At 42.6% G+C, this 22,537-nt stretch carries 13 protein-coding genes; 4 read left to right on the top strand and 9 right to left on the bottom strand.

The window, feature by feature from the left end:
* Positions 1-176: 176 nt before the first annotated feature.
* The 9 genes from ACLOAU_RS16475 to ACLOAU_RS16435 form a co-directional block, all read right to left on the bottom strand.
* Positions 177-1,478 (bottom strand): bile acid:sodium symporter family protein, encoded by a 1,302-nt coding sequence (locus tag ACLOAU_RS16475; RefSeq protein WP_427862998.1) that lies wholly within the window; start codon positions 1,476-1,478, stop codon positions 177-179.
* Between the two features lie 17 nt (positions 1,479-1,495).
* The gene (locus tag ACLOAU_RS16470) at positions 1,496-2,188 is read right to left on the bottom strand and encodes an aspartate/glutamate racemase family protein (protein WP_427862997.1); all 693 of its coding nucleotides are present in this window, start codon (positions 2,186-2,188) and stop codon (positions 1,496-1,498) included.
* 70 nt (positions 2,189-2,258) lie between these two features.
* Positions 2,259-3,575: a four-carbon acid sugar kinase family protein gene (locus ACLOAU_RS16465; RefSeq protein WP_427862996.1), complete on the bottom strand. Its 1,317-nt coding sequence runs from the start codon at positions 3,573-3,575 to the stop codon at positions 2,259-2,261.
* 1 nt (position 3,576) lies between these two features.
* Positions 3,577-4,821 carry a ribulose-bisphosphate carboxylase large subunit family protein gene (locus tag ACLOAU_RS16460; protein ID WP_427862995.1) on the bottom strand — a complete coding sequence of 415 codons (1,245 nt, stop codon included), beginning with the start codon at positions 4,819-4,821 and terminating at the stop codon, positions 3,577-3,579.
* A 49-nt stretch (positions 4,822-4,870) separates the two neighbouring features.
* Positions 4,871-6,886: an aceric acid hydrolase gene (locus ACLOAU_RS16455; RefSeq protein WP_427862994.1), complete on the bottom strand. Its 2,016-nt coding sequence runs from the start codon at positions 6,884-6,886 to the stop codon at positions 4,871-4,873.
* Between the two features lie 50 nt (positions 6,887-6,936).
* On the bottom strand, positions 6,937-9,246 hold the full coding sequence (locus ACLOAU_RS16450; RefSeq protein WP_427862993.1) for an alpha-L-rhamnosidase-related protein: 2,310 nt from the start codon (positions 9,244-9,246) through the stop codon (positions 6,937-6,939).
* Between the two features lie 20 nt (positions 9,247-9,266).
* Positions 9,267-10,838, bottom strand: coding sequence for a sodium:solute symporter family transporter (locus ACLOAU_RS16445; RefSeq protein ID WP_427862992.1), 1,572 nt, complete (start codon positions 10,836-10,838; stop codon positions 9,267-9,269).
* Between the two features lie 69 nt (positions 10,839-10,907).
* Complete coding sequence (locus tag ACLOAU_RS16440; protein WP_427862991.1) at positions 10,908-12,011, bottom strand: Gfo/Idh/MocA family protein; 1,104 nt, start codon at positions 12,009-12,011, stop codon at positions 10,908-10,910.
* Between the two features lie 152 nt (positions 12,012-12,163).
* A complete protein-coding gene (locus ACLOAU_RS16435) occupies positions 12,164-14,674 on the bottom strand; it encodes an L-rhamnose mutarotase (RefSeq protein WP_427862990.1) in 2,511 nt (836 codons plus the stop codon).
* A gap of 241 nt (positions 14,675-14,915) precedes the next feature.
* Between ACLOAU_RS16435 and ACLOAU_RS16430 the strand changes: the two genes are divergently transcribed.
* The 4 genes from ACLOAU_RS16430 (at position 14,916) to ACLOAU_RS16415 (ending at position 21,757) form a co-directional block, all read left to right on the top strand.
* The gene (locus tag ACLOAU_RS16430) at positions 14,916-15,629 is read left to right on the top strand and encodes a CPBP family intramembrane glutamic endopeptidase (protein ID WP_427862989.1); all 714 of its coding nucleotides are present in this window, start codon (positions 14,916-14,918) and stop codon (positions 15,627-15,629) included.
* 26 nt (positions 15,630-15,655) lie between these two features.
* Entirely contained in the window at positions 15,656-16,261 is a 606-nt protein-coding gene (locus ACLOAU_RS16425; protein WP_427862988.1) for a hypothetical protein, read from the top strand.
* A gap of 493 nt (positions 16,262-16,754) precedes the next feature.
* Complete coding sequence (locus tag ACLOAU_RS16420; RefSeq protein ID WP_427862987.1) at positions 16,755-18,620, top strand: hypothetical protein; 1,866 nt, start codon at positions 16,755-16,757, stop codon at positions 18,618-18,620.
* A 1,820-nt stretch (positions 18,621-20,440) separates the two neighbouring features.
* Positions 20,441-21,757, top strand: a complete 1,317-nt coding sequence (locus ACLOAU_RS16415; RefSeq protein WP_427862986.1) for a hypothetical protein — start codon at positions 20,441-20,443, stop codon at positions 21,755-21,757.
* The last annotated feature ends 780 nt before the right edge of the window (positions 21,758-22,537 follow it).

The raw sequence follows: 22,537 nt of genomic DNA, 5'->3' as shown, positions 1-22,537 counted from the left end.
TTAATTCCACTCACATCGAACCGGGTATTCAAACTCGGCGCATTATCCCGCGGCTGAATTATTCACCGCTGAGTAAAAGAGAAGCAGAGATAACGCGGAGGGATATAAATTAATTTTCACATAATTATTCGCCACCATTGAACCTGCCATTAACCTCTGCGTCGTACTCAGCGCACTCACTTCTCTGCGGTTAACTTTTCCTTTGCAGACTCCACAGGCCTCTTTCTCCAGTAATTAGCCAGTATGCTGCCGCTGATATTCATCCAGGGACTGAACACCGCTGCCGCAAGTCCGACAGTGCCTAACTTTCCCATCGAACCCGCCAGGCCGCTTGCCATACCGCCGTTTTGCAATCCCACTTCAAAGGCCACGGTGCGACTGGAATTTTTATCCAACCCAAAGAACCGGCTAAACCAATAGCCGAAGAAATAACCAGCCGCATTATGAATGACTGAGGCAATGAATAATAAAAATCCTACTTTCATAAGGTTATCCCTGCCTGCTGCTGTTGTAACAGTAGTGAAGTAGATAATACCAAACATCGAGATGAAGGGCATCAGGCGATCTATTTTAGGATAAGCCTTATATAGCTGATGATATAATGTACCTGCCACCACTGCAGCCGCCAGGAAACCCGATAATTCAAGAGATTGCAAAGCTGCATGCGATGCGCCGCCTTCTGCCGCACCCGGATACAACCACAATAAAACTGCCAGCGCATACACGGCGCAAATAACTGCAGCTATAGCAATACCCCTTGCTCTTGCTTTATTAGCGCCTTTCAGATAATCGTGCAATAAAGCTGCACCAATGGGTACAATAACGATCTTGATGATCTCGATCATCATGTCCACAAACTTTACCTCTATTAATGTGCCTGCAAAGGTCTTCATTAATAAAGGCGTTAAAAAGGGGGCCGCCAGGGTTGCCATTGCTGTTACAATAACCGATAACACCAGGTTAGCCCTTGCCAGGTATACCATCACATTGGAAGCCAGGCCACTACTGCAACTGCCAATCAGTATGATACCTGCCGCAATCTCCGGCTCAAAATCAAAGACCTTAGTGAGCAATACTCCCATTAAAGGCATTACAGAAAAATGACACAGCAGGCCAACAATAACACCTTTGCCCGTACTCGCCAATCCCTTAAAATCTCTCAGGCTCATATGCGTACCCATACCAAACATCACCAACTGTATAATGACCAGTATCAAAGTCTTATCTCGCAGGTTCACAGGGCCCCAGTTCATAAAAGCCTGCGGGTACACCATTCCGGCCACCACTGCAGCAATAATCCATGCTGTATATTGATAACCTTTAAGCGCAGGTACCGAGCCCAGGCCCAAAGCCAGTGAAACGGCAGTAAGAACCGCAAGTATTTTGCTCAGATCTGTTTGTTGCAGTAACAGGGCGATAACCAATCCTACAGCAGCAGCAATACAAATCCATAAACTAATCCGATATAATTGGGTCATAGCAGCAATCGTTTCGATTATTTTAATACTTCAGACAGATATTCCATTGCTAAAGGAGGGCTCGCTAATATCGGCACTTTTTTGTCGGCTTCAGATAAAGTACCTACCACGCGGGCCATAGAAGCCTGAGCTAAGAGGACCACATCCACTTCCTGCGATAGTTGTTTTAATGCAGCGCCAACAATATCGTCATGCTTTTGCGCATCACCACCCATGAGGGCCTCAAAAGCGCCTTCGCAAAGCCGGGGAATCAGCTCAATGTTTTTACCGGCAACTATAGCGCGTCTTCTTACCAGGTCACTTGTTGGTTCTAATGTAGTAGACAAAGTAGCTACTACGCCTATTTTCGTACCTGAAGCAACTGCCTTATCTGCCATGGGCTGATCTACACGCAGTACAGGTACACCTGCCAATGTAGCCGCCGTTTCAACAGCAGGGCCAATAGACGAACAAGTGAACATGATATAATTGGCGCCTGCTTCTTCGGCTGAATGGGCATAGTTTACCACACGTTTTGACGTTTGTGGGGTTAGTTCCCCGCAGGCGATTGTGTTCTTAATCAAACTATCGTCTACGATATTAAATACTTTTACACCCGGTAAATACTTTTTACAAAGTTCATCAAACACCGGTACCAGTGTAGCCGATGTATGAATCAATCCTAACGTTTTGCCTCCAACCCCTGCAGAGGTGTTCTTATTCTTTTCCATATTTTTATGTTTGGGTGATAGCCAGTGGGATTTGTCATTCACTACTCACTATTTCACCACTGATTATTTACTATTTATTATTCATCATCCGTCCTTCGAGCAGCACGCCAAAATAATCTGGGGCGCCTACCTGTCCACCTTTAAAATTCACTTCCAGACCATCAATAGCATTGTTGGCTGAGTAAGCTTTACATAAAGGGGCTCCTGTAACTAAAGGGGCGATCATTTCTACTGCTTCAATCTGCATAGCCCTTGCAGCATAGCTGCTGGTGTCTCCACCAGCAATGACTACTCTTTTGATGCCACAGTTTTCTACCGCTTGCTTTGCAATTTCTCCTAAGGCGGTTCCTAACTTTTGTGCCGATAGATGGCCCCCATCTTTGGTTCCTGTATGCACCAGCACATTTTTCTGATTATTCAACAAGTTGTTGACGTCTTGCTTAACTAAATCGGGAAGACCCTGATCACAGATGGTGGCGGCATCTAATACTATTTCTTTAAATCCGTTTTCTTTGGCCCATTGTATCTGGCCGGCTGTAACAGGAGAACAGCTTCCTGAAACTACCAACAAAGGTTCCGCTTTACCCGGGTCAGGCCAATTAACAGCGGCTTGCCTTTTTTCGGTTTTATTCCATACAGTGCCCAATGCTACTTCCACGGCCGAAGAACCTATAGAAAACAATGGCCTTTGATCGTCAGCCAGTGTATCCAACCATTCGCCAATTTTATTCAATTGCGTTTCTTCTGCCGCATCTAATAAAACGGCCTCCTCATCCCCTATCGCTTTGCTCCAGGCACCTATCGGTTGCTGCATTTGCACCATGTCGATCAATGCAAGTCGCTTACAGGTTTGCTTTTGAATATGCAGACGAAGGTCACTTTCATATGCCGGCGTAACGGGGTGTTGGGTCATAGACGGATGACGGTCTAACCGATAGATGGCACCATTACTTCCGATCCCCATTCTGGCAAACAGGTTTCCAAATACACAGTATCTACCTAAAGACGGCGTTCCACCTAAAATGGGTATCACCTTACCTTTGAAAACAGCGGTTCCTATATCCAGCACACGCCCTATGCTTCCTGTTGAAGGTGAAGAGTCAAACGTAGAACATACTTTATAATGTATATGTTTCGGACTAAACTGCTTTAATTGATTAAACGCTTGGGTTAATACCTGCTCCATTTCGTCCGGCCCCAGCGACCTTGTTTTTCCAGCTATACCAATAACGTTAATGCCCGGAAACCGGGTTAATACAGATGCATCCGGGGTGTCGATAAATAACACAGCTTTAGCTCCTGCCCTGCAGGTAAATTCAAGCGCATCAGTAGACCCGGTGAAGTCATCCCCGTAAAAAGCCAATTGTATTTGAGATGGAACCGACATATTATTTTTTACCAAATTTCTCTACACTCTTTGCAAATTCAGGATAAGCAGCGGCTGCTTCTTCCAATGTCAGGCTATCAACAGCAGCTGTCCATGCCTGTTGTAATGCAGTCACACCGGCAGCGGCTCCCATGGGATGCGCCATAATACCTCCGCCGGCCATATATAAAAGATCCTGTGTTTGTGTGCGTCTCCAGGTTTCAAAAGCCTGCCCACCCCATTGGCCCGAAGAGACAACGGGAATAACGTTTTTTTGATCGAATAATGGGGTCAGACAGGCCTCAATAGAATTGACTACGCTATCATCCGTCTCCCAGAACTTGTTCTTTATACCGTTTACATGCAATTGATCTACCCCTGCCAGTCGCCATATTTTTTGATAAGCCCTGAAATCAATTCCTAATAAAGGGTGCCTTGTAAGCATGCCCCATCCGTTCCGATGCGCATGTATTGCCAGCTGACGTTGATCGCATATCTTTTTAACTGCACTTAAGCCCACACTATTAATGCTGATCATGGCACAGGTGCCTCCATGTTTAAAGATCGTTTCATAGCGGGATAGCATTTCATCGATCTCACCACTCAGGTTAAAAGCATACATTACTTTTTTACCGGTTTTATCCGCGTGCCTGTTGATCACGTCCATTATCCCTGCCACCCGGTCTTCAAATCTTGAATTAGCCGAAGATGATAACAGCTCATCATCTTTTATAAAATCTATTCCCGCTTCTGCCAATGTTTTGACCATAGCGGCAGTATCTTCGATAGTAAGGCCGATGGAAGGCTTAATAATGGTACCAATCAATGGTCTTTCCGCTACGCCGGTTAATTGCCTGCAGCCGGATATTCCAAATTCAGGTCCCCTGAACTGCTCTCCAAAAGATTCAGGAAGTTCTATATCCATCAGTTTTAAGCCGGTGAACTGTGTGATCTCATAGAGGTTTCCCTGCAAAGTCGATATCATTACAGGCAGGTTATATCCGAAATTTTCAATACTCCAGGATACTTTAACCTTTGCCCGATGATATTTTCCGGTGCTGCTAACCGCACCAGGAATAGCTGAGAGATCAACAGTCTCCAATAATGCTATGTCTTCGACCCTTGCTGCAAATCGCTGCTTGAGTTCTTCTGTCTCGCCGGGCACAGCCACAAAAGTCCCCGAGGATTGCTCGCCAGCTAATACAGCCGCCGCTTTTTCAGGATCGTAGGGCGTTTCTATATAATAAGTTCCAAATATCCGCTCCATTATTTTCGTTTATACTGATAAGAGTAAGCTACTTAACTAATTAAAATATTTATCGAACTAACGGCATCCATACGCTCATATCCGTTTCACCACGGTTGGCCCAGGCGTAGTATGGAATGAGTTTCACCGTAACCGGCGTTTGTTTTTTGTTTACCTGCTTATAAAGTGTATTGGTCCAATCGCCGGTATTCAAAACCCGAGCCTCACCGGTAAGCGCCATCATCGTACCATTGGCAATAGTAGTTGGAACCGGCTTCAGCTGAATATTGGATGGGATAGCAATATTGAAAACTTTTTGCGCAGGGATATCCGGTGATTCAATACAATAAACCACGGGGCCTCTTTTCACCGCTACCTGGTTACGGGTTTCTTCTACCATAGGATTAGACTCGATCAGGGTAGCCGGCATATCCAGCACCAGTTCGATTCTATCTCCCTTTTTCCATGCATGGTTTAAGGTAAAGTATTGTCCACCTGTAAGATTCGCATTAATAGTCTTGCCGTTTACTTTAACCGAAGCTTTGTTGCACCAACCCGGAATACGCAAATGAACCGGCAATGTTTTGGCAGGAGCTTCAGTGATAGCCAATGATACAGCCCCATCCCAGGGATAATTGCTGGTTTGTTGCAATGCTATTTTACTGCCATCATTTAATATGGTTTGCAAGGTATTACCGCCATACATGTTAATATACAGGCCGTCTTTACCTACACTGTACATATAATTGCTGATCTGGGCAATGGTACGCACTACGTTGGGAGGACAACAATTGGACTTGCTGATATAAGGTACACGACCACCTTCCCAGCGAAGATGATAGGGATAACTTACTGTATGCGCTAAAGGGTTTGTGTAGAAGAACTTAGTACCGTCCATGCTGATACCACTTAACACGCTGTTGTATAAAGCCAGCTCTACAATATCAAAATACTTTTCTTCCCCGGTTAATAGAAACATGCGGTAATTCCACAGTACATTACCGATATTAGCACAGGTTTCGTTATGAGCGCTGAAATTAGGCAACTGGTAATCGCGGCCATAAGACTGGTGTACTTTCTGAACGGTATCAGGGATATAAGAAGTACCATCTACGGATACTCCATCATATAAAGCACCACAGGCACCGGTTACATACATTTTGGTATGGATCACATTATTCCATAAGGTATCGAGAGTGGTCAGTAAAGTTTTATCGCCTTCTTCAGCATACAAATCTGCTACTCCCGCCATCAGGTAGTTGGCTCTCACCGCATGTCCCACAATTCTTTTCATATCCCTGAAAGGTGCACGATCACTGTTATCATCGGTTCCTTCAACCGTACCCCTGATGTCGATCAGCTTATTCAGCAGATCCAGGTATTTCTTTTCTTTGGTAGTCCTATACATTTCTGCCAGTCCCATGTAATGAGAAGGACAGATGGCATTACGGGCCTGTTCGGGAGTTGCTCTATTATAGAAAACAATCAGGAAATCAGAAGCCTTTTTTGCAATATCTAGCAGGTTGGTTTTACCGGTAGCCCGGTAATGCACACAACCGGCGGTCATCAAGTGACCAAAATTGTAGGCCTCAAAGCTCAGTTTGTCGTCGAACATTTTTTGTTCGCCGCTTTTCTTTTGTTCAATGATATTCTTGGTATAAATATATCCGTCAGCACGCTGGGCTTTTCCAATAACCCCGATAGCTTCTTCCATCCAGGCATTCAACTTCGGATCTTTGTCAGCAGCATACAATGATGCTACTGCTTCGAGGGTTTTATAAAAATCTCCATCGTGAAAGGATGGTCCCCTGAAACGACCTTCCTGCATACCAGCAGCTACCTTGAAATTCTGGAAAGAATAGCAAATCGTATCACTGGTATAAGTACGCCATAAGGTAGGCACCATAGAATTTTTCAATACATCAAAACGTTCTGCCCAAAATCCTTTGGTCCATTGCACATCGCCTAAGCCCACACCCGACAATTTCGCATACTTACTTTTTGCCGTGTTGACTAACGCAGTCTGCGCATTTAAAGCAACACTACAAACTGCACCGGCAACTACTAATTTCAATCCTTTTTTCATCCGTATATTTTTTTCAAATCCATTCACCATTGATTACTCGCCATTAGCTCCTACAATGACTGATACTTTATATCATACTTCTTATCCTTCTCCAAAGTCAGCTCGTACACGTTATTACCTTTATTGACGAAGTTGCCTTCTTTCGAAGACGGAGCTTTTTTACTTTTCAGCACCAGCTTACCCGTACCAACCGGTGAACTAACTTTTATATTGGTTGTACTGCAATACAGATCAATATTACCAGCAGGTGTTGGCACTTTACCTTCCATCCATTTTAAACCGCCTAATGCCGGTTCTATAGTGTAAGTGCTATAACCAGCGCCTGTTGGCTTCACACCCAAATAGTATTTACCCAGCAGGTACAGCGGACTGGCGCCCCAGGCGTGGCAAAGGCTTTTACCATATTTACGGCCATACATTGCATAATGTTCGGCACCTGATTTTTTAGGATTGTACTCTTCCCAGAAAGAAGTAGCTCCCAGCTTTAACATACCACCCCAGTAAGATTTCATTTCTTTGGTTACATAATCCTGTTCGCCTAAAGCACACAGGGCCTCCATTTCATAAAACCGCATGTAGGGTGTTGTAATGGGGGGTACATTATTATTTAATAGAACGGTATTCTTAATATTTTTCTTCTGCGCATCGCTTAAGTAATCAAAAAAAATAGCAAACATATTAGCGTATCGCGTTACATGATCTGTCGGTTTGCCATTTACATAACTGTGTACAATAGCTTGCTTCTGTTCGTTCCAATATATGTCAAATAATTTCTTCTTAACATCTTTAGCCAGACCGGCATACATCCCGGCATCTTCTTTTTCCTGTACCAGGTCGGCTACTAATGCCATTGTTTCGAGGCTGCGTGCGAATAACAATTGTTCGAAACTTACCGCCCCTTTTTTGCTTAATCCTTCGGCCCAGTCTATAAATACCCAATCGCCCGGCAAGCCTTCCAGTAAGCCGTCTTTATTCCGGCGATCTAATACATAAGCCATCAGCGACTTCATGCGATCGTAATTATCCTTCACAAAAGCAGCGTCACCGCTGTAGAGATAATAGTCATAAACACCCAGGAACCAGTATAAGGTGTAATCCATAATCGTATTGATATGGCTGGTTACGGGGTCTTTTCCCCTCAGTGATAAAGTTGTTCTTTTTACAGTACCATTGTCATTAGTCAGGTAATAGTTCATCAGGTAACTTTGATAGGCATCACCGCTCCAAACCCAACGATCTCTCTTAATACCATCTATAAAAAACTCTTTAGTACTTAAATGGAACGTGTATTTGGCAACATCGTAAATCTTATTGATCTCCTCATCATTACATTTAAAACCTCCCTTATCCTGCAGGTCGGCATACTCATATAACATCGACGCTTTATCAAAGCTAATACCTGCATCTGCAATAATATTTACAAACCGAAAGGCTTTGGACAGATCTACCGTATAGTCGCCTCCAGCCTGATCGATAACCAGTTTATCGTAAGTCTCTGTATATGCCGTATCCAGCGCTTCCTCGCGACTTTCTCCGTAATAAATTGATAATTTCCCCTTTCCTTTTAAATTATGAAGCTTAATGTAACCGAATGTTTCCTTTCCAAAATCAATCAGTGTACCGCCTGCTTCTTTAGTGGTTGCTACTGCTTCCGCCGGTTTTACAGGGAGCTTAAATTCAGAAGGTAATTGTTTAGGATCCGTAAAACTCCAAACACCTGCATTCATCCATTTGGTAGTAGAAACATCGGAGGTTTTCCCGGTTTCGTCAATCCATTCTTTATCTTCAAATGTCACCAGCCAGGTATTGTCACTTACAACTTTCTTCCCTCTTACAAATATCGCCGGGACCTGTGCCTGGTTAAACACTTTGATATTGATCTTGTGTTTTCCAGCCGGAACGGTTATCTTTTTAGGATAGCCTTCAAAAGCCTTTCCATCCAGCTTCACATTATACTGTCCCTGCACATAAATTTCCACTTCTTCAGGTTCAGTCAGCTCAAATATTTTATGAAAATCGATCAACGGATAATGGTTATCGATCTTCCAGAATACAGGGAAAAACACGCCTCTTTCCGTGCGACGGTTCTGCATCTGGTTAGACAACCAGATTTCATAGTCACCCGGATACCAAACCCATTCAGCTTTTTGAGCAAACGAAAACTGGTATAAAGACACAAAAGCTATAAGAATAAGAAGTTTGAGGTTTAACGTTTGAGGTTTAGCCACAACTGTACATATAACATTATTATTGTTGTTAAGGAGCCTATCGACATCTACAGAGATTTCTCCACGCGCTGCACTTTGTTTCGCTTGGTCGAAATGACAACTAAAATTTTGATGTTCTGAAACTTTATTCATAAAAAGTAACCGTTATATTTTTAGAATATGATATAAATAATAAGAATAACCACTCCCAATAAACCCAACAGCCACTTCACTTTGTTACTGGTAGGCGGAATCGCCTCTGCATCTATCGTTTTAAGCTCTGGCGTTTTGCCCAGTAATGATATGATAATAGCCAGCACAAACAGGATAGCGAAAATGTAGAAGGAAATCATAAAAGGATGCGGCCAGGTAAAATAAGGATTACCATCTTTAGGTAAGATCCATAAATAAATAAGGCCTACTGTAAGGCTAAAAACTGAGCCCCAGCTCAATGTGAAATTTACGGCTAGTCTTGTTAACCGCTTCCAAAAAACAGCCAGTAAAAATACTACCGATAAAGAAGGTGCTAAAAATCCCAAAATCGACTGGAAAATATAGAACAGGCTTTGTCCTTTAACATTGTCGAGCGCTATTGCCATGAGTACAGCAATGACACAACCCGCTACTACAACCATCCGTCCTACCTGTATTTGCTTTTTTACAGATGCTTGCGGATTCATCTTCTTTACATAAATATCATTAGTAAACACAGTGCTTAACGCATTTAAAGAAGAGCCGATGGTAGCTACCAGTACTGCGATTAATACACATATCACCAGCCCGATAACACCGGTAGGTAATAACTGGGTTACCATGGTCATGTATGCTTCATCCGGTTGAGCCGCAGGAAACAAAACAAAGCACAATATGCCCGGCAATATAAATAAAGGCAAAGCCAATACCTTCAGCCAACCAATAAGGTTAACACCCAACTGGCCCTGTTGCAGGTTTTTTGCACCCAATACGCTTTGCACCATCGCCTGATCGGTACAAAAGAAAGCTACTGCAGCTACAGGGTATCCTAATAGTACAGCAGGCCAGGGGAAGTCGGGATCTGAAGCGGGTTTAATTAATTCCCAATAGCCCGCCGGAGTTTTAGCCATCAGTTCTGAAAATCCACCCACATGCTGCAATCCGACTACTGATATAATGATAGACACGGTGATCAATAATAACATCTGGAAGACATTTACCCGGGCTATTGCTTTTAAACCGCCTGCAAAAGTAAATAAGCCCGAAAACGCAACTAATACAATTGCCGATTGCCACATGGGAATTCCTAAGATCTGTCGTACTAAAACACCGCCGCTAAATAATCCTAATGATAACCAGCTTACCAGTATTTTAACCAGCGCATACCAGGCAAGTATATTCTGCGTGCTATCGCCGAAGAGTTTACCCATATATTCCGGCATAGTTGCTACCTTGCTGGCTATATAACGGGGAGCAAATACCATTGTTAATAATAACAGGAACAAGAAAGCGTATAGCTCTACATTCGCCCCCGTAATACCGGTAGTAAAACCGATCATGGCGAACGTGAGCAGGGAGGAAGGCCCTACATTGGTACCCCACATATTAAAACCGATATTATACCAGTTCAGGGATTTATTCGCCAGAAATAATGTTTCGTTTTTCTTGCGACTGCTAAAGCTGGCCAGGTAGCCTATCACCAGCAAGGCAATTAAGTAAAATGCCACGATGGCCAGATCAATCCCTGTTATTTTATCGTATATTTTGTTCACTTTCTTTTAAGTATGAGTGATGTGTTATTATTGATGATTAGGGAACGTCCTGCTAATTTTAACCTGCACCTATAGCGCCAGGTCATAGCGATTCAATAATTCTTTTACCGACACCGGTTTGCCGGTTTTCAAACTTTCATCCATCGCTTGTAATAATGCCACTGTTCCAATACCTTCCGCCATATCAGGATAAGCTGTAAAACCCTGTTCAATAGAATCAACAAAATACTCCAGGTAATTCTGGTATTCCCCCGCATGATGGCTTTGTCCCTCAAAACGGAAATAATGTTTTAAAGTACTATCGCCCCAGGTAATCGTTTTCTCCTCTCCTGTTCTATCGGTGATGGCATAGCGCAGTTCATGGTAATCGGCCTGGCTGGCGCCTTCCGTTCCGCGCAGCACAGTAGTCATGCCACTTTCACGATAGGCCGGCTGAATGGGTGATGTATATACGCCACTCACCCGGGCAATTCTTCCGTCGGTTGCCTTAAAAATAAAGTGCATGGTATCCTCATTCTTCAGACCGGCTTTTTTACCATTGGCACTGATCATCCCATATCCCATTACCTCTTCCACATCAGGCAGGTACCATCTTATAAAATCAACCGGGTGACTTAACCCGCCATATAACCATTTAAAAGCGTCTTCCAATGCCCATTTCTTTTCTAAAAACCAGCGATGGTCGGCATGATAACTACTTTCAATCGTGATCAGCTCTCCTATCTCCCCTGCTTCAAAATCCTTGCGCTGTCGCTTTGCGGGTTCAAAAAAGCGGGAACTTTGTCCCACAAATACTTTTTTACCGGTTTGAGCCTGTAAGTCCAGCAGCGCTTTTGCATCTTTCAGATCATCAATAAACGGCTTGGTGCATACCACATGCTTGCCATGTTGTAAAGCCTGTGTTACGTGCCTTGCATGCAAGTGATCAGGTGTATAAATTGCAATAATATGAATATCCGGATCGGTCAGCATATCTTCATACCGGGTGGTGTAATGATCAAAATCGAACTCCTTGCTACGTTGTTTGCAGGCTTCTTCGCTGATATCACAAAGTGTTTTCAATGCCAGCTTCTTACTCGCGAGAGCCGCACTGATCAGGCTACGTCCTTCGCCAAGGCCCAGTATGCCCAACACCTGGGTATTTTCTTTTTTGTCTATATCGTTAAATCTCATTGTTATATTCTAAATTTTTTCTACCGTCTGTCCTCCTTAAAAAGATTTCTCACTTCGCTTTGCTACGTTCGAAATGACGGAACCAATAAAATACTCGTTTCAGATTTCAATCCCTACCTATTTACCATTCACTATTAACTATTCACCAATCCCTACTTGCCAATCACCTTCTTCAAAAACACCCAAACCTCTCCTTTTTTTGTACCTTCAATTCCTTCCTGGTATTGGGCCATCAGCTTGTTCCACTCGGCTACCCTTGGGTTATTTTCTGTAGTTTTCGGATTCAATTCATCTAAAGTCTTTCCTTTGGGGATACTGATCACCAGCATCAGCTGTCGTCCGTTACGAAACATTACCAGTCGCTGGAAGTCTGCATTACAGAAGCCTTTGGCTATCTCAGGCCATTGCTCGAACTGTGTGGCGTGGTAATTTAAATATTCCTTCTGCTTTTTGTTGTCTGCAACCAGGTTGGCTGTCAGCAGTATATGTTCCCAGTCTTTAGCGGTTTGCTTGTTGTCGCAGCGACTTCTATCGAACTGGTAATACATATCATAATAAGGTCGTACCGTTACATCAGGGAAGGCCTTTTTCAGTTTTCCCTGGAATACAGACAGGTCTTGTACTTTATCAAAGATCACATACCGGTTATTCCATTTATAGACGCTATTAGGATCCACTTTATTTTCCTTGAGGAAATTACGCAGCTGCACCAGGTTCAGCTTTCCTTTGGTTACCACCAATTCCACCAGCTCTTCATGCTCTGAGTTTACAGGAAGCGTAATATTCTTATAAGTACTTTCTTTTAGCAGGTGTTTATAACTATCCTGCAAACCAGCCTTTAAACGGATCGCTTCATTTACTTCAGGGCCATTATTGATCCACTGATTACCTGGTCCATTATTGTTCTGTAAATATTTTTGAGTTCTCGTCCAATTGTCTTTAATAGTAATATGCGAAGAACCTTCATCGGTGTAGAGGTAGAACCAATGAGAAGGCAGGTGCGCATAAGGTGCTTTATAAATACTATCGATATAATTTCCGCTGATCAGCGATCCCGGTTGTGCGCTTAAAGTATAAATACCGGCGCAGTCATAGTTCTGTTTGCCAAAATGATGAATTTTATTAGCCAACACTTTGTTGTTACGCATCACATTGGGTTTCGGGCTCCAGCCCCATCCCATACTAATGCCTGAGTAATTTACGTTCTCTATATCATTATTCGCAACCGTTGAATTGCGGGTGTAGCCTAAGCCGATACCTACACTACCCCAGTCTTCGTTGGTGGCGTCGGTAACCAGGTTATTTGTTAAAGTAATCGAATCCGTTACTACTCTTTCATCCTTTGGATTATACGGCAAGTGTATCTCCATTCCTTCGTCGGCAAAGGAACCTGCCAGTATTGCTGTACCACCAATATCTTTAAAAAGACTACCATTTACCTTACTGCTCTTTATCCCCATGTGGTAGTCCAAACCAGTGGAAGCTATATGTTCAAAACGACAACCGTTAAAAGATATATCACGTGCGAAAGACGCCGTAACCGCCGCCCCGGGCCTTGTGATCCATGCCTGGTTGTCTAAAGAAGCTTTTTCGGCAGTACCTGAAGGGCGCAGTTTATAGGCTTCTGTCATGGGCATACCGGCCTGGTGCGGTACATGCCCCTGTAACGAAGGCCGGTTCCAGCCAACATGTTCAAAGCCTATATTTTTAAAATGTATATGGCTTACCGGTTCATCAATCGTTCCCTGTATGGCAACCAGGTTTTCCAATAAAGGAGCTGTTACACGGGCAGTAGCCAGCTCTTCACCAGTACGCGGCCAGTAATAAATTTTCCTGTTCATCCTGTCTATATACCACTCGCCCGGCTCATCTAAGAATTCTATGGCATTAGAGAGATAGAAGGCCGAATTACCGGTTTCTTTGGATATCCATGGAGCCGGCCAGGGGTGTTCAGACTGTATCCGGCTTTCGGGTTGTTTAAATAATAGTTTCGCACTATCGCCGGCTGTGGTCATTTGCTTTATCCGGAGATTAGCGATCTCCCACCATTGATGGATGAACATTTCCAAACCATTAATATCTTTTATAGCTACAGGGAGCTTGGGGATCTGGCAGGATTCATCCTTTTTATTCCAGCTGATGATACGCTCCATCTCTCCGCCATTAGGCCATTTGGCCCGGGTGGCTTTTGTATTATTTACCCAAAGCTGTCTAAAACCGGGTAACCCATCGAAAGCGTCGGGCAATGGTGCTTCCCATACTTGTGCCTGCGCAATAGAAGGCAAATTTGTTATTGTCCCGCCGGGCTTTTTCCAACCGGTGATCACTACGCCACCGCTCAATACTACACTTGCACCTGGCGCAGCCTCAATAAATGTTGGACTTTGAGCAGTGCCCGCGTCTTCCGCCCTGATCACGACCGGTTCCTGCAGCGCATAAATGCCATTCTGTATAATAATGTGTATGGGCGATTTTGTTGCGGCATCATTTAAGCGTCTTAATTCCCTTACCTGGCGCAGAGCTGATTGCAGGCTGGCCTTGGGCTGTTCTTTAGAACCTGTGCTGGCATCATTTCCTTCCGGTGAAACATATACCTGTGCTCCTGCTACAGCAGTTGCCGTTATTAATATTAAAAGAAAAGCGAATTTATACAATCGTTTCACTGGCAAATGCATATCAATTATTAGAAAAGGTAAATTTACCAAAGGGCTTTTTCAACATCATGGTGGTTTTGGTTGATATGATGGATTTTTTTCCTATTAAAGTGCCTTATTCTATTGGGATATCCTCTTCGTTTAGAAGAAGTCAGGATTACCTGATGTTTTAATTGCCTGCGTAGATACTCCAGGGCCATAACTGAATACTGTTTTTATTATTTTTATACTTCTAAAAATCCATTCAAAAATGGTTGGAATCATCATCGTACTGCTTATTTCCTGGGGCCTTCTTTGGCTTATCGAAAAGAAACATATCACTGCCCTCGGCATTGCACCAACTGCCAGGCGAATAAAACAGCTTGGCTGGGCCATTTTATTGTCAATCATTTGTTGTAGCACCTACCATATATTAAGAACGCTTTTTATTGACAATAGCTGGTACTATAACCGAGGCTATACCTTCGGTGGCTTCCTGGTTAGTTGCTGGTGGGTACTGAAGTCGGTATTATTTGAAGAACTAATTTTCCGGGGGGCTTTGCTTTTTATAGCTATTCAAAAACTAGGTTTCAAAAAGGCATGCCTGTTTTCGGCTATTGCATTTGGTATTTATCATTGGTTTTCGTACAATGCTTTTGGCAATGCGGGTCAAATGGCCGTCATTTTCCTGATAACCGGTATTTTGGGCTATGTACTGGCCCTGGCTTTCGCCAAAACAGGTTCCATCTATCTTCCGGTTGGACTGCACCTGGGATGGAACCTGGTTAATATTATCTTGTTTTCTAACGGGCCATTAGGACATCAGATGTTGGTAAGAGTTAATGAGCTTCAGCTTCACGGGCTTCCCTCTCTGGCCGTTTTCTTATTCCAGGCCCTGGCCCTGCCCGCTTTTACACTTGTCTATTTACAGTTTTTTGTCAAAAGCACGGGCAGGATAAGAATCAAAAATAATTCAACTGATTAGCCATAATTTTCATAATCACCCCTCCTATGATTAAGCGGTATGCGAAACTGATTGCAATGATCAGCGTCTTATTGATAGGTTGCAATAGTGATATAAACTCATTCTGCGAGTCTGAGCAGCAAAAGTTTAGTATCAGAAATAAAAGGGAATTTATAATAGATAGCCAGCTGATGGCCGATTTGAAAGCAAGGCGATTCATTACATCTTCTCATCAATTATTCGACACTACGATCGGAGCTCCTGTTTATTTGTATTCCTGGCAGGAAAGAAATGACTCCACCAGGGAGTTTACAGTGATCAGAGATGAGAGAAAACCGGAACATGGCTTAGTACTTTATTATTATATCCTGGATGCAAATGACGGTTTATTATCCTGGAAGCGAATTGCGGAAACGGGGACAGAAAGTATTTTCCGATTTGAAATTCAGAGCAGGTTTTTGAACATAGATACTTTGGTAACAATAAGTTCTATAACTCAATGGTACGATCTGAAGCATAACAGGAAAATGATACCGACCAGAGGCGACACCACTTTTAAATATCTTATTATAAGCAAAGATGGTTGGATCACCGACACCCTTTTCCGGGAAGTAAAAGCTTTGAATTTCCCAAACAGTTACCTTAACTCCTGAATGTTTTTTTGTATTTAAAACATTCAGGATTAAGATACACGAAGAGCTTGATTTCTTTCTTATCATCTAACTTAACTATTCTTAATTCCTTAATGGTTTCTATTTTTCAAACCATTGAGATATTGAGGAACATTAAGAATAACATTATGAATGGCAACATATAGCCCTTATATTCCATCTCCTCTAATAGTCTCATCTCAAAACGCCGAAAGCTCAACACTACTATAAATGTAGTAGCAAACTAACCAAACCGATCAAAAAAATACATTATCCGGCTGATTGCTACACCGGGATTATTGGTGGACCTTTGTGGCTCCTTTTAGACCTTAAAGAATGTAAAACAAGGTAAACAAAAGCATACATGCAACAACTAAAAGGCAACTACCGGGCAACCGGCATATATCTTCTGATCAAACAATATTATCCCGGCATTAAAAACTGCCATACCCCCGCTTCTAACAATCATCCTGTACGCATATCTATTTTTTAAAAAATGAAAACTAAAATCTTACTATCAGCTTTTTTATTTGCATTAGCAAATACCGGCCATGCTCAATCTACTATTGAGCTTTTGGGAAATCCGGGCGCCGGCGGGCCGGTCGGCAATGGGCCGTCAACGGCTAACCGAACTGTAACACTGTATGTAAACAATACTACGGTGCATAATCCGCTTATTACAGCTACTTATGTTTTGTCGAACCAGCAATTCAGTTCTATAGAGGGTAACCCAACGGTTCCGGGTGTGGTATTCGGGAGTAACCTGCCTTCCGCCACCAACCCCAATCTTGCACCCGCCCCTGGTGCCGGAGCGCCTTTATATAACTTTATGAGTTATGCAGGAAACCCGCAGGCAGCACATTATACAGCCTGCAACTCCTGTGCGCCGGGAACCGGTATAGTGCCTGGCAGCAACCGCGGTATCGAAATGCAAAGTTTTGCTGATGCGCTTATAGACGCAGCTAACAATAATTTGTACCCGGTAAATGCCCGGGTTCAATTTGCTGATCTTACCATTAACTTTAACAGGCCGGTAACCAACCCGGTTTTGCAAATTGCCGGTATGGGAGGTGATTTCTTTTATCCAGGGCCTACCGGCAACAACTATACTCATGGTTATGCAACCGAACTAGACCTGCTTACCCCCGGCCTCACCTTAAAAAGATTATCCGGGAGCAGTAAGTTTGATGTAATAGGTAATACTATTAAAGATACAGCAGCCTACCTGGGAGCCAATTCAATGGGAGCCACCAGTTCAACGATGCCATCAATACTGTATGGTGTAACAAGGTATGGTGCCGGGGGTAGTGTTGCAGTACTCGGTAATAATATTACTACCGTTTCATTCAGGATATATATTCAGGGCGACGCCGGTATGGTTACCACTTCTGCCGGCGTACCTACAACCCCCGACGCAGGCTATACTATTAAATGGGCGGCTGCATTAGGTGGTGTTGAGCCTGAAGGAAGTCTGCGTGGCGATGCTATGACTATTGGCCTGTCAATGATGGATCCGGTTGATATCAGCGGTAATGTATTTAATGATCCTAACGGCGGAAATGTAGACAACAGCTCCGGTGTAACCAATGCCGTTCCAGCCGGCATGTACATTAACCTGGTAGATGCCAATAATGTAGTGGTTGCTTCTGCACCCGTAGCTACAGATGGTACTTATACTTTACCGGCTATTTTTGAAGGTACCTATACCGCTGTATTGTCTACAACCAACCTGCCTTTGGGCAGTACGCCTGTAAGCAGTACTTTGCCGGATGGCTGGACGAGTACGGGCGAATATACAGGACTACCCAATACGGGTAACGACGGCAATATAAACGGTACCAGCATTCAGCTCAATGTGGATGCAACCAGCACCAATATTACCAATGTTAATTTTGCTATTAAAACTACTACTTTACCGGTACTCTGGGGTCCTATAACAGCGACATTAAAAAATAACGACTTACAAGTCTCCTGGTCTACGCTTAAGGAAATCAGTAACAGCCGGTTTGAAATAGAGGCTTCTACTGATGGTAAAAACTTTGTAAAGATGGGTACAGTCGATACCAAAGCTAAAAACGGTGATTCGGATATCGAGATTAGCTACCAGTTCCAGGCCGCGGCTTCCGCATTGAAAGCTTTTGCTGCTATTGGGTTACTGGCTTTATTGCCGGCATTTAAAAGGAAAAAATGGCTGGCTACAGGCATTGCTGCAATCATTTTCACCTTACTGAACATGTCATGCAATAAGAGCAATGCAGACGCCATTGGCAATACAAACGATAAAATATTTATAAGAATTGTTCAGATAGACAAAGATGGTACCAGGAGCTATTCGAAAACCATTGGTGTTACGAAGAACTGATAAACATTGCAAACAATACTTAAACATCTTGTTTAGAAGCAGAGCGGGAGCCACCGGCTTTTCCAGGCTGGTATAACCCGCTCTTTTTGCTCGAATCAAAACTTATAATCGTCTCAGCATGAGGATGCCCTGTACAATCCAATGCCCGCGTATTGGCCCTGGATCTATATAAGGAAATGCTCATGCAAAATCTCCCGGCAAGTATCTACCTGCTTAGGATTTTTTAACCAAAACATATCTAAGGGCAAAAAATGCCCTGCTCCTAATAATTAAAAACTCAGCTCATGTTGATAGAAATTCTATTGCTGTTATACCTGTTTTTTTATATACTGGTAGTCGTTTATGTTGGTATAAAATTAATGATAAGATAGAGGCCTGGACGCAGCTATTGTCATCCTACAATACCCAAAGGGCAATTACGTCTCTCATTATAGGAGCCGGAATACCCCCTATTAGTTCACATTTTTGAGATTTTGAAACAGGTTTATGTCTGTTGTCTGCCCGGAGGCCAAGGCACCAACTAATGTACCGCAGCCTGTATATCAGAACCACTACTTATACTGTTGGTAAAGTTATCTAACATGGGTCGCGTAGACACCTCAAATAAGTATAAAAAAAATAGCTTATCTACCGGATTGACGGGCTTTAAAAATCAAAGAATTTTGCATTTCCTTTTCATCATCGTATAGCCGAGGGAGCTTATCCAAAACCTGCTTATGTGTTTACAACTAATTATGTGGTGCTACATTTGTTTTTACCTGTTATTGGCTATATATATATGCATAAAATTATTGCAGAAGTAACCGGACGGGTATATAAATATAAATTCCGTCAATAACAAGTCTGACAGGGACATCACGTATAAGGCTCGTATTATTGCTGATGCAAGGGTAAAGCTACTACCAGTTCCGTTCCTTTTGTATCAGGAGTGATTTCCATCTGTCCATTCAACTCCGCTACCCCCTTCCATGATGGACTGCATACCCAGCCCATAGCCTATTGGTAGCTTAGCATCAAAGTATCTGTCATTATCGCTGAATGATCCGTAACAAATGATTTGAGTCGATCGAAGTATTTGCTTTTAGTCTCGTCTCATCAATCTCAGCATTCTTATCAAACAAGATTTGGGGAAGCTAACAAGGCCGTTGGAAACTTCTCATTTTTTAGTGTTGAGCGTCCCGATTGGCACCAATGTAAATGATGTATTTCTTTTGCTGGCAGCAACAACGTATAGCGGCAAAGCCGCAACAGGTTTGCGATTTACCTTAAATAAGGTAGTTTTCTAAGTATTAATGTAAAAAAAACACTTCAACAACGGGATTGTGTACTGACCTTAACTAGGTGACATTTGCATTCCCTTTACACCGGTAATTAAATCTATATAAACTAATTAAAAGGGGCAATAGTGAAGCTACTAAATAAACAAGGAACAATAACTGATTACCGATCGGATTCGACTACTACTAAAGTGATAGTTCAATATGCAGACAGAGGATTTTATTATTGAACATCTGCCGAAGTCAGTTGAAAAGTGCGGTTGAGAATGAGAATAGGCAGATATCTGACGCTCCATCTTTACCTTATCCTGACCACAGTTATCCGCCAAGGATAGGATCAAATCCTATTAAGAGAAATTATGAGTGACACATTCATTATTACGTGTTCATAGGTCAGTTTTTTGTTTAGAACATAAAACGCGGATCATCGGCCTGTACAGGTTAGTGTTCCTTCTTAGTTCAAACTATTATTCTAACAGGACCTCTGCATTGTTGCAGATGTTCGTTTAACTAAAATGCTGTAAGGCAATAATTTAAAATTTCATGAAATTAAAACATGCGGTTTCGCAAAAAAAATTACCACTTTTTTTAGTATTCTTTCTTATTATTTCAACCAACCGCCTGACAGCACAACCCCAGATGGCGCCGGCGTGCGACGTACCTACAGTTAGTGCGGGTCAGTTTTCAAATGGAATCGGGATCTCCTTAGGCTCTGCAGTTCAGGACCCCAACCTTGCTATTGACGGAAACGTTGCAGACAATTCTGCCGCGGTATTTTATAAAGGGATTGGAGGTGGAATTGGTATGAGCTGGAAGCTAAATATTACAGAACCAACGACCCATACAGGAGATGTTTATGCTGTGATGCGGCTGTCATCCAGTGCGATAGATGCAAATATTCTTGGTAATGTTACCATAACCGCTTTCAACGGTACAACCCAGGTCTGGAGCATCAATATAGGCAGCAGCCTCGGCAGCTGGTTTTTAAATATAGGGGGTACGCAATCAGGATATTTTACACCACCTAATAATCTGCCATATAATAACCTGGAACTAAAATATACGTCCGTTGCTTCACTTGGCTTTTCGGGAGAAATGATGCGTGTAATGGAATTAAGACGCGTTCCTTTTAAGCCTGTAACAAATATAAGTACAACATCTGTTACATGTGGCACTGCAAAAACGCTCACAGCCGGCATCACTAATCTCGTGTCAGGTAATCTTGCCTACCAATGGTACCTGAACGGCATTGCAATTCCGGGCGCTACGGCAAATACTTATATGGCCCCTGCTACTGTAAATACCACTGATTACAGTGTAGTAACCACCATTGATGGTCAATGCCAGTTTGTACCTACCATACGTAAAGATACTGCCGAAATCCGCTTTAATGCTTGTGCGCTTCCTGTAGCTTTTGAAACAGTTGAGGCTAGTGTATCAGGCAATCAATTATATGTTCAATGGTCTACGCTTTCGGAGGTTAATAATGATCATTTCGATGTAGAAGTTTCTTCTAACGGAAATAATTTTTATAAGATCGGAGAATCTGTTTCTTCAAAGGCCGCAAACGGAAATTCTGATTCAATCCTGGGATATAGTTTCACACACACTATTACTGCCTCCACTTTTGCAGCCGGAGTATTTGCAGCTTTGTTTCTTACAATACCAATGTTATCCCAAAGAAGAAAGTCTCGTAAATGGATGACAGTAACCCTGGCACTACTGCTAACTGTTGCTACCTACTCCTGCTCAAAGCAAGATGTAATAAGCACACCTGGCGGAGATAAGCCGTTAGTAAGAATAGTACAGGTGAATAAAGATGGTACCAAGAGCTATTCTAAAACTATCCGGGCCTTTTAAAGATCAGGTGCTTATCAACAATGATACTGAAATATCCCGGGGCGCAGACAAAAACACGCTTCAATCTTTTACTGCAAATACCGGTGATTTTACTTATGTGCAATGGATCGACAATCAATATTTCATTACTTATAAAAGGAAATAATGATAGTGCTTAACACGTTGCAGAAAGAATAATTTCAAAGATGTTTTTACCTGGTTAATGTTTTCTTTTGGTAAAGAACAGGGGAAGTCCGGCCTTTCCAGGCTGGTATAACCCGCTCTTTTATTTAATCTGCCAGACCCAATAAAAATCAACAAAATTTCTTAATCCTTATCCTTCCTATATCCGGCGTCATCTATGAGGGATGCCGGATATTCTTTAATCTACTAAAAGCATGTTTAAAAATGTTTTATTAAAATCCTTATAGCAGATAATTTGACCATTTCTGCAGAAGATCCCACTAGTATTTTGAACGGGCAAAATCATCTCGGCATACGGGCTCCATTAGTCTGTAGCATTTCCTTTTGTAGCAGGCTGAAAATGCTACAAGGAAGTTTGCTATTTTGTAGCATTCATTCGGAAAAAATAAAAAAATGCTACAGCTCACACCATGCATGCTTTCAGCAGCGCAGGTCAACACCTGGCTCATAAAACATTTTTGCTTCTGGAATCGATAAATACCGGCAGGAAAGCCCTTATAGACCCGAATGGTCTTTCCGTTTCCGAAAGTTGTTTATGTCTTTAACATTAAGTAATTCAAAGAAAATATGTTACCGACTTTTTAACAAAACCCGTAT

The organism is Paraniabella aurantiaca, from assembly GCF_050309965.1.
In the GTDB taxonomy this organism is placed as follows: domain Bacteria; phylum Bacteroidota; class Bacteroidia; order Chitinophagales; family Chitinophagaceae; genus Niabella.
Note: the sequence above shows the minus strand (reverse complement) of the source record. Positions and strands in the feature narration are given on the sequence as shown.

Bases quoted from the DNA above. Each gene is read 5' to 3' on its own strand.
- ACLOAU_RS16465 (WP_427862996.1), bottom strand. From the start codon at position 3,575: ATGTCGGTTCCATCTCAAATACAATTGGCTTTTTACGGGGATGACTTC.
- ACLOAU_RS16450 (WP_427862993.1), bottom strand. From the start codon at position 9,246: ATGAATAAAGTTTCAGAACATCAAAATTTTAGTTGTCATTTCGACCAA.
- ACLOAU_RS16460 (WP_427862995.1), bottom strand. From the start codon at position 4,821: ATGGAGCGGATATTTGGAACTTATTATATAGAAACGCCCTACGATCCT.
- ACLOAU_RS16455 (WP_427862994.1), bottom strand. From the start codon at position 6,886: ATGAAAAAAGGATTGAAATTAGTAGTTGCCGGTGCAGTTTGTAGTGTT.
- ACLOAU_RS16430 (WP_427862989.1), top strand. From the start codon at position 14,916: ATGGTTGGAATCATCATCGTACTGCTTATTTCCTGGGGCCTTCTTTGG.
- ACLOAU_RS16470 (WP_427862997.1), bottom strand. From the start codon at position 2,188: ATGGAAAAGAATAAGAACACCTCTGCAGGGGTTGGAGGCAAAACGTTA.
- ACLOAU_RS16425 (WP_427862988.1), top strand. From the start codon at position 15,656: ATGATTAAGCGGTATGCGAAACTGATTGCAATGATCAGCGTCTTATTG.
- ACLOAU_RS16420 (WP_427862987.1), top strand. From the start codon at position 16,755: ATGAAAACTAAAATCTTACTATCAGCTTTTTTATTTGCATTAGCAAAT.
- ACLOAU_RS16415 (WP_427862986.1), top strand. From the start codon at position 20,441: ATGAAATTAAAACATGCGGTTTCGCAAAAAAAATTACCACTTTTTTTA.
- ACLOAU_RS16440 (WP_427862991.1), bottom strand. From the start codon at position 12,011: ATGAGATTTAACGATATAGACAAAAAAGAAAATACCCAGGTGTTGGGC.
- ACLOAU_RS16475 (WP_427862998.1), bottom strand. From the start codon at position 1,478: ATGACCCAATTATATCGGATTAGTTTATGGATTTGTATTGCTGCTGCT.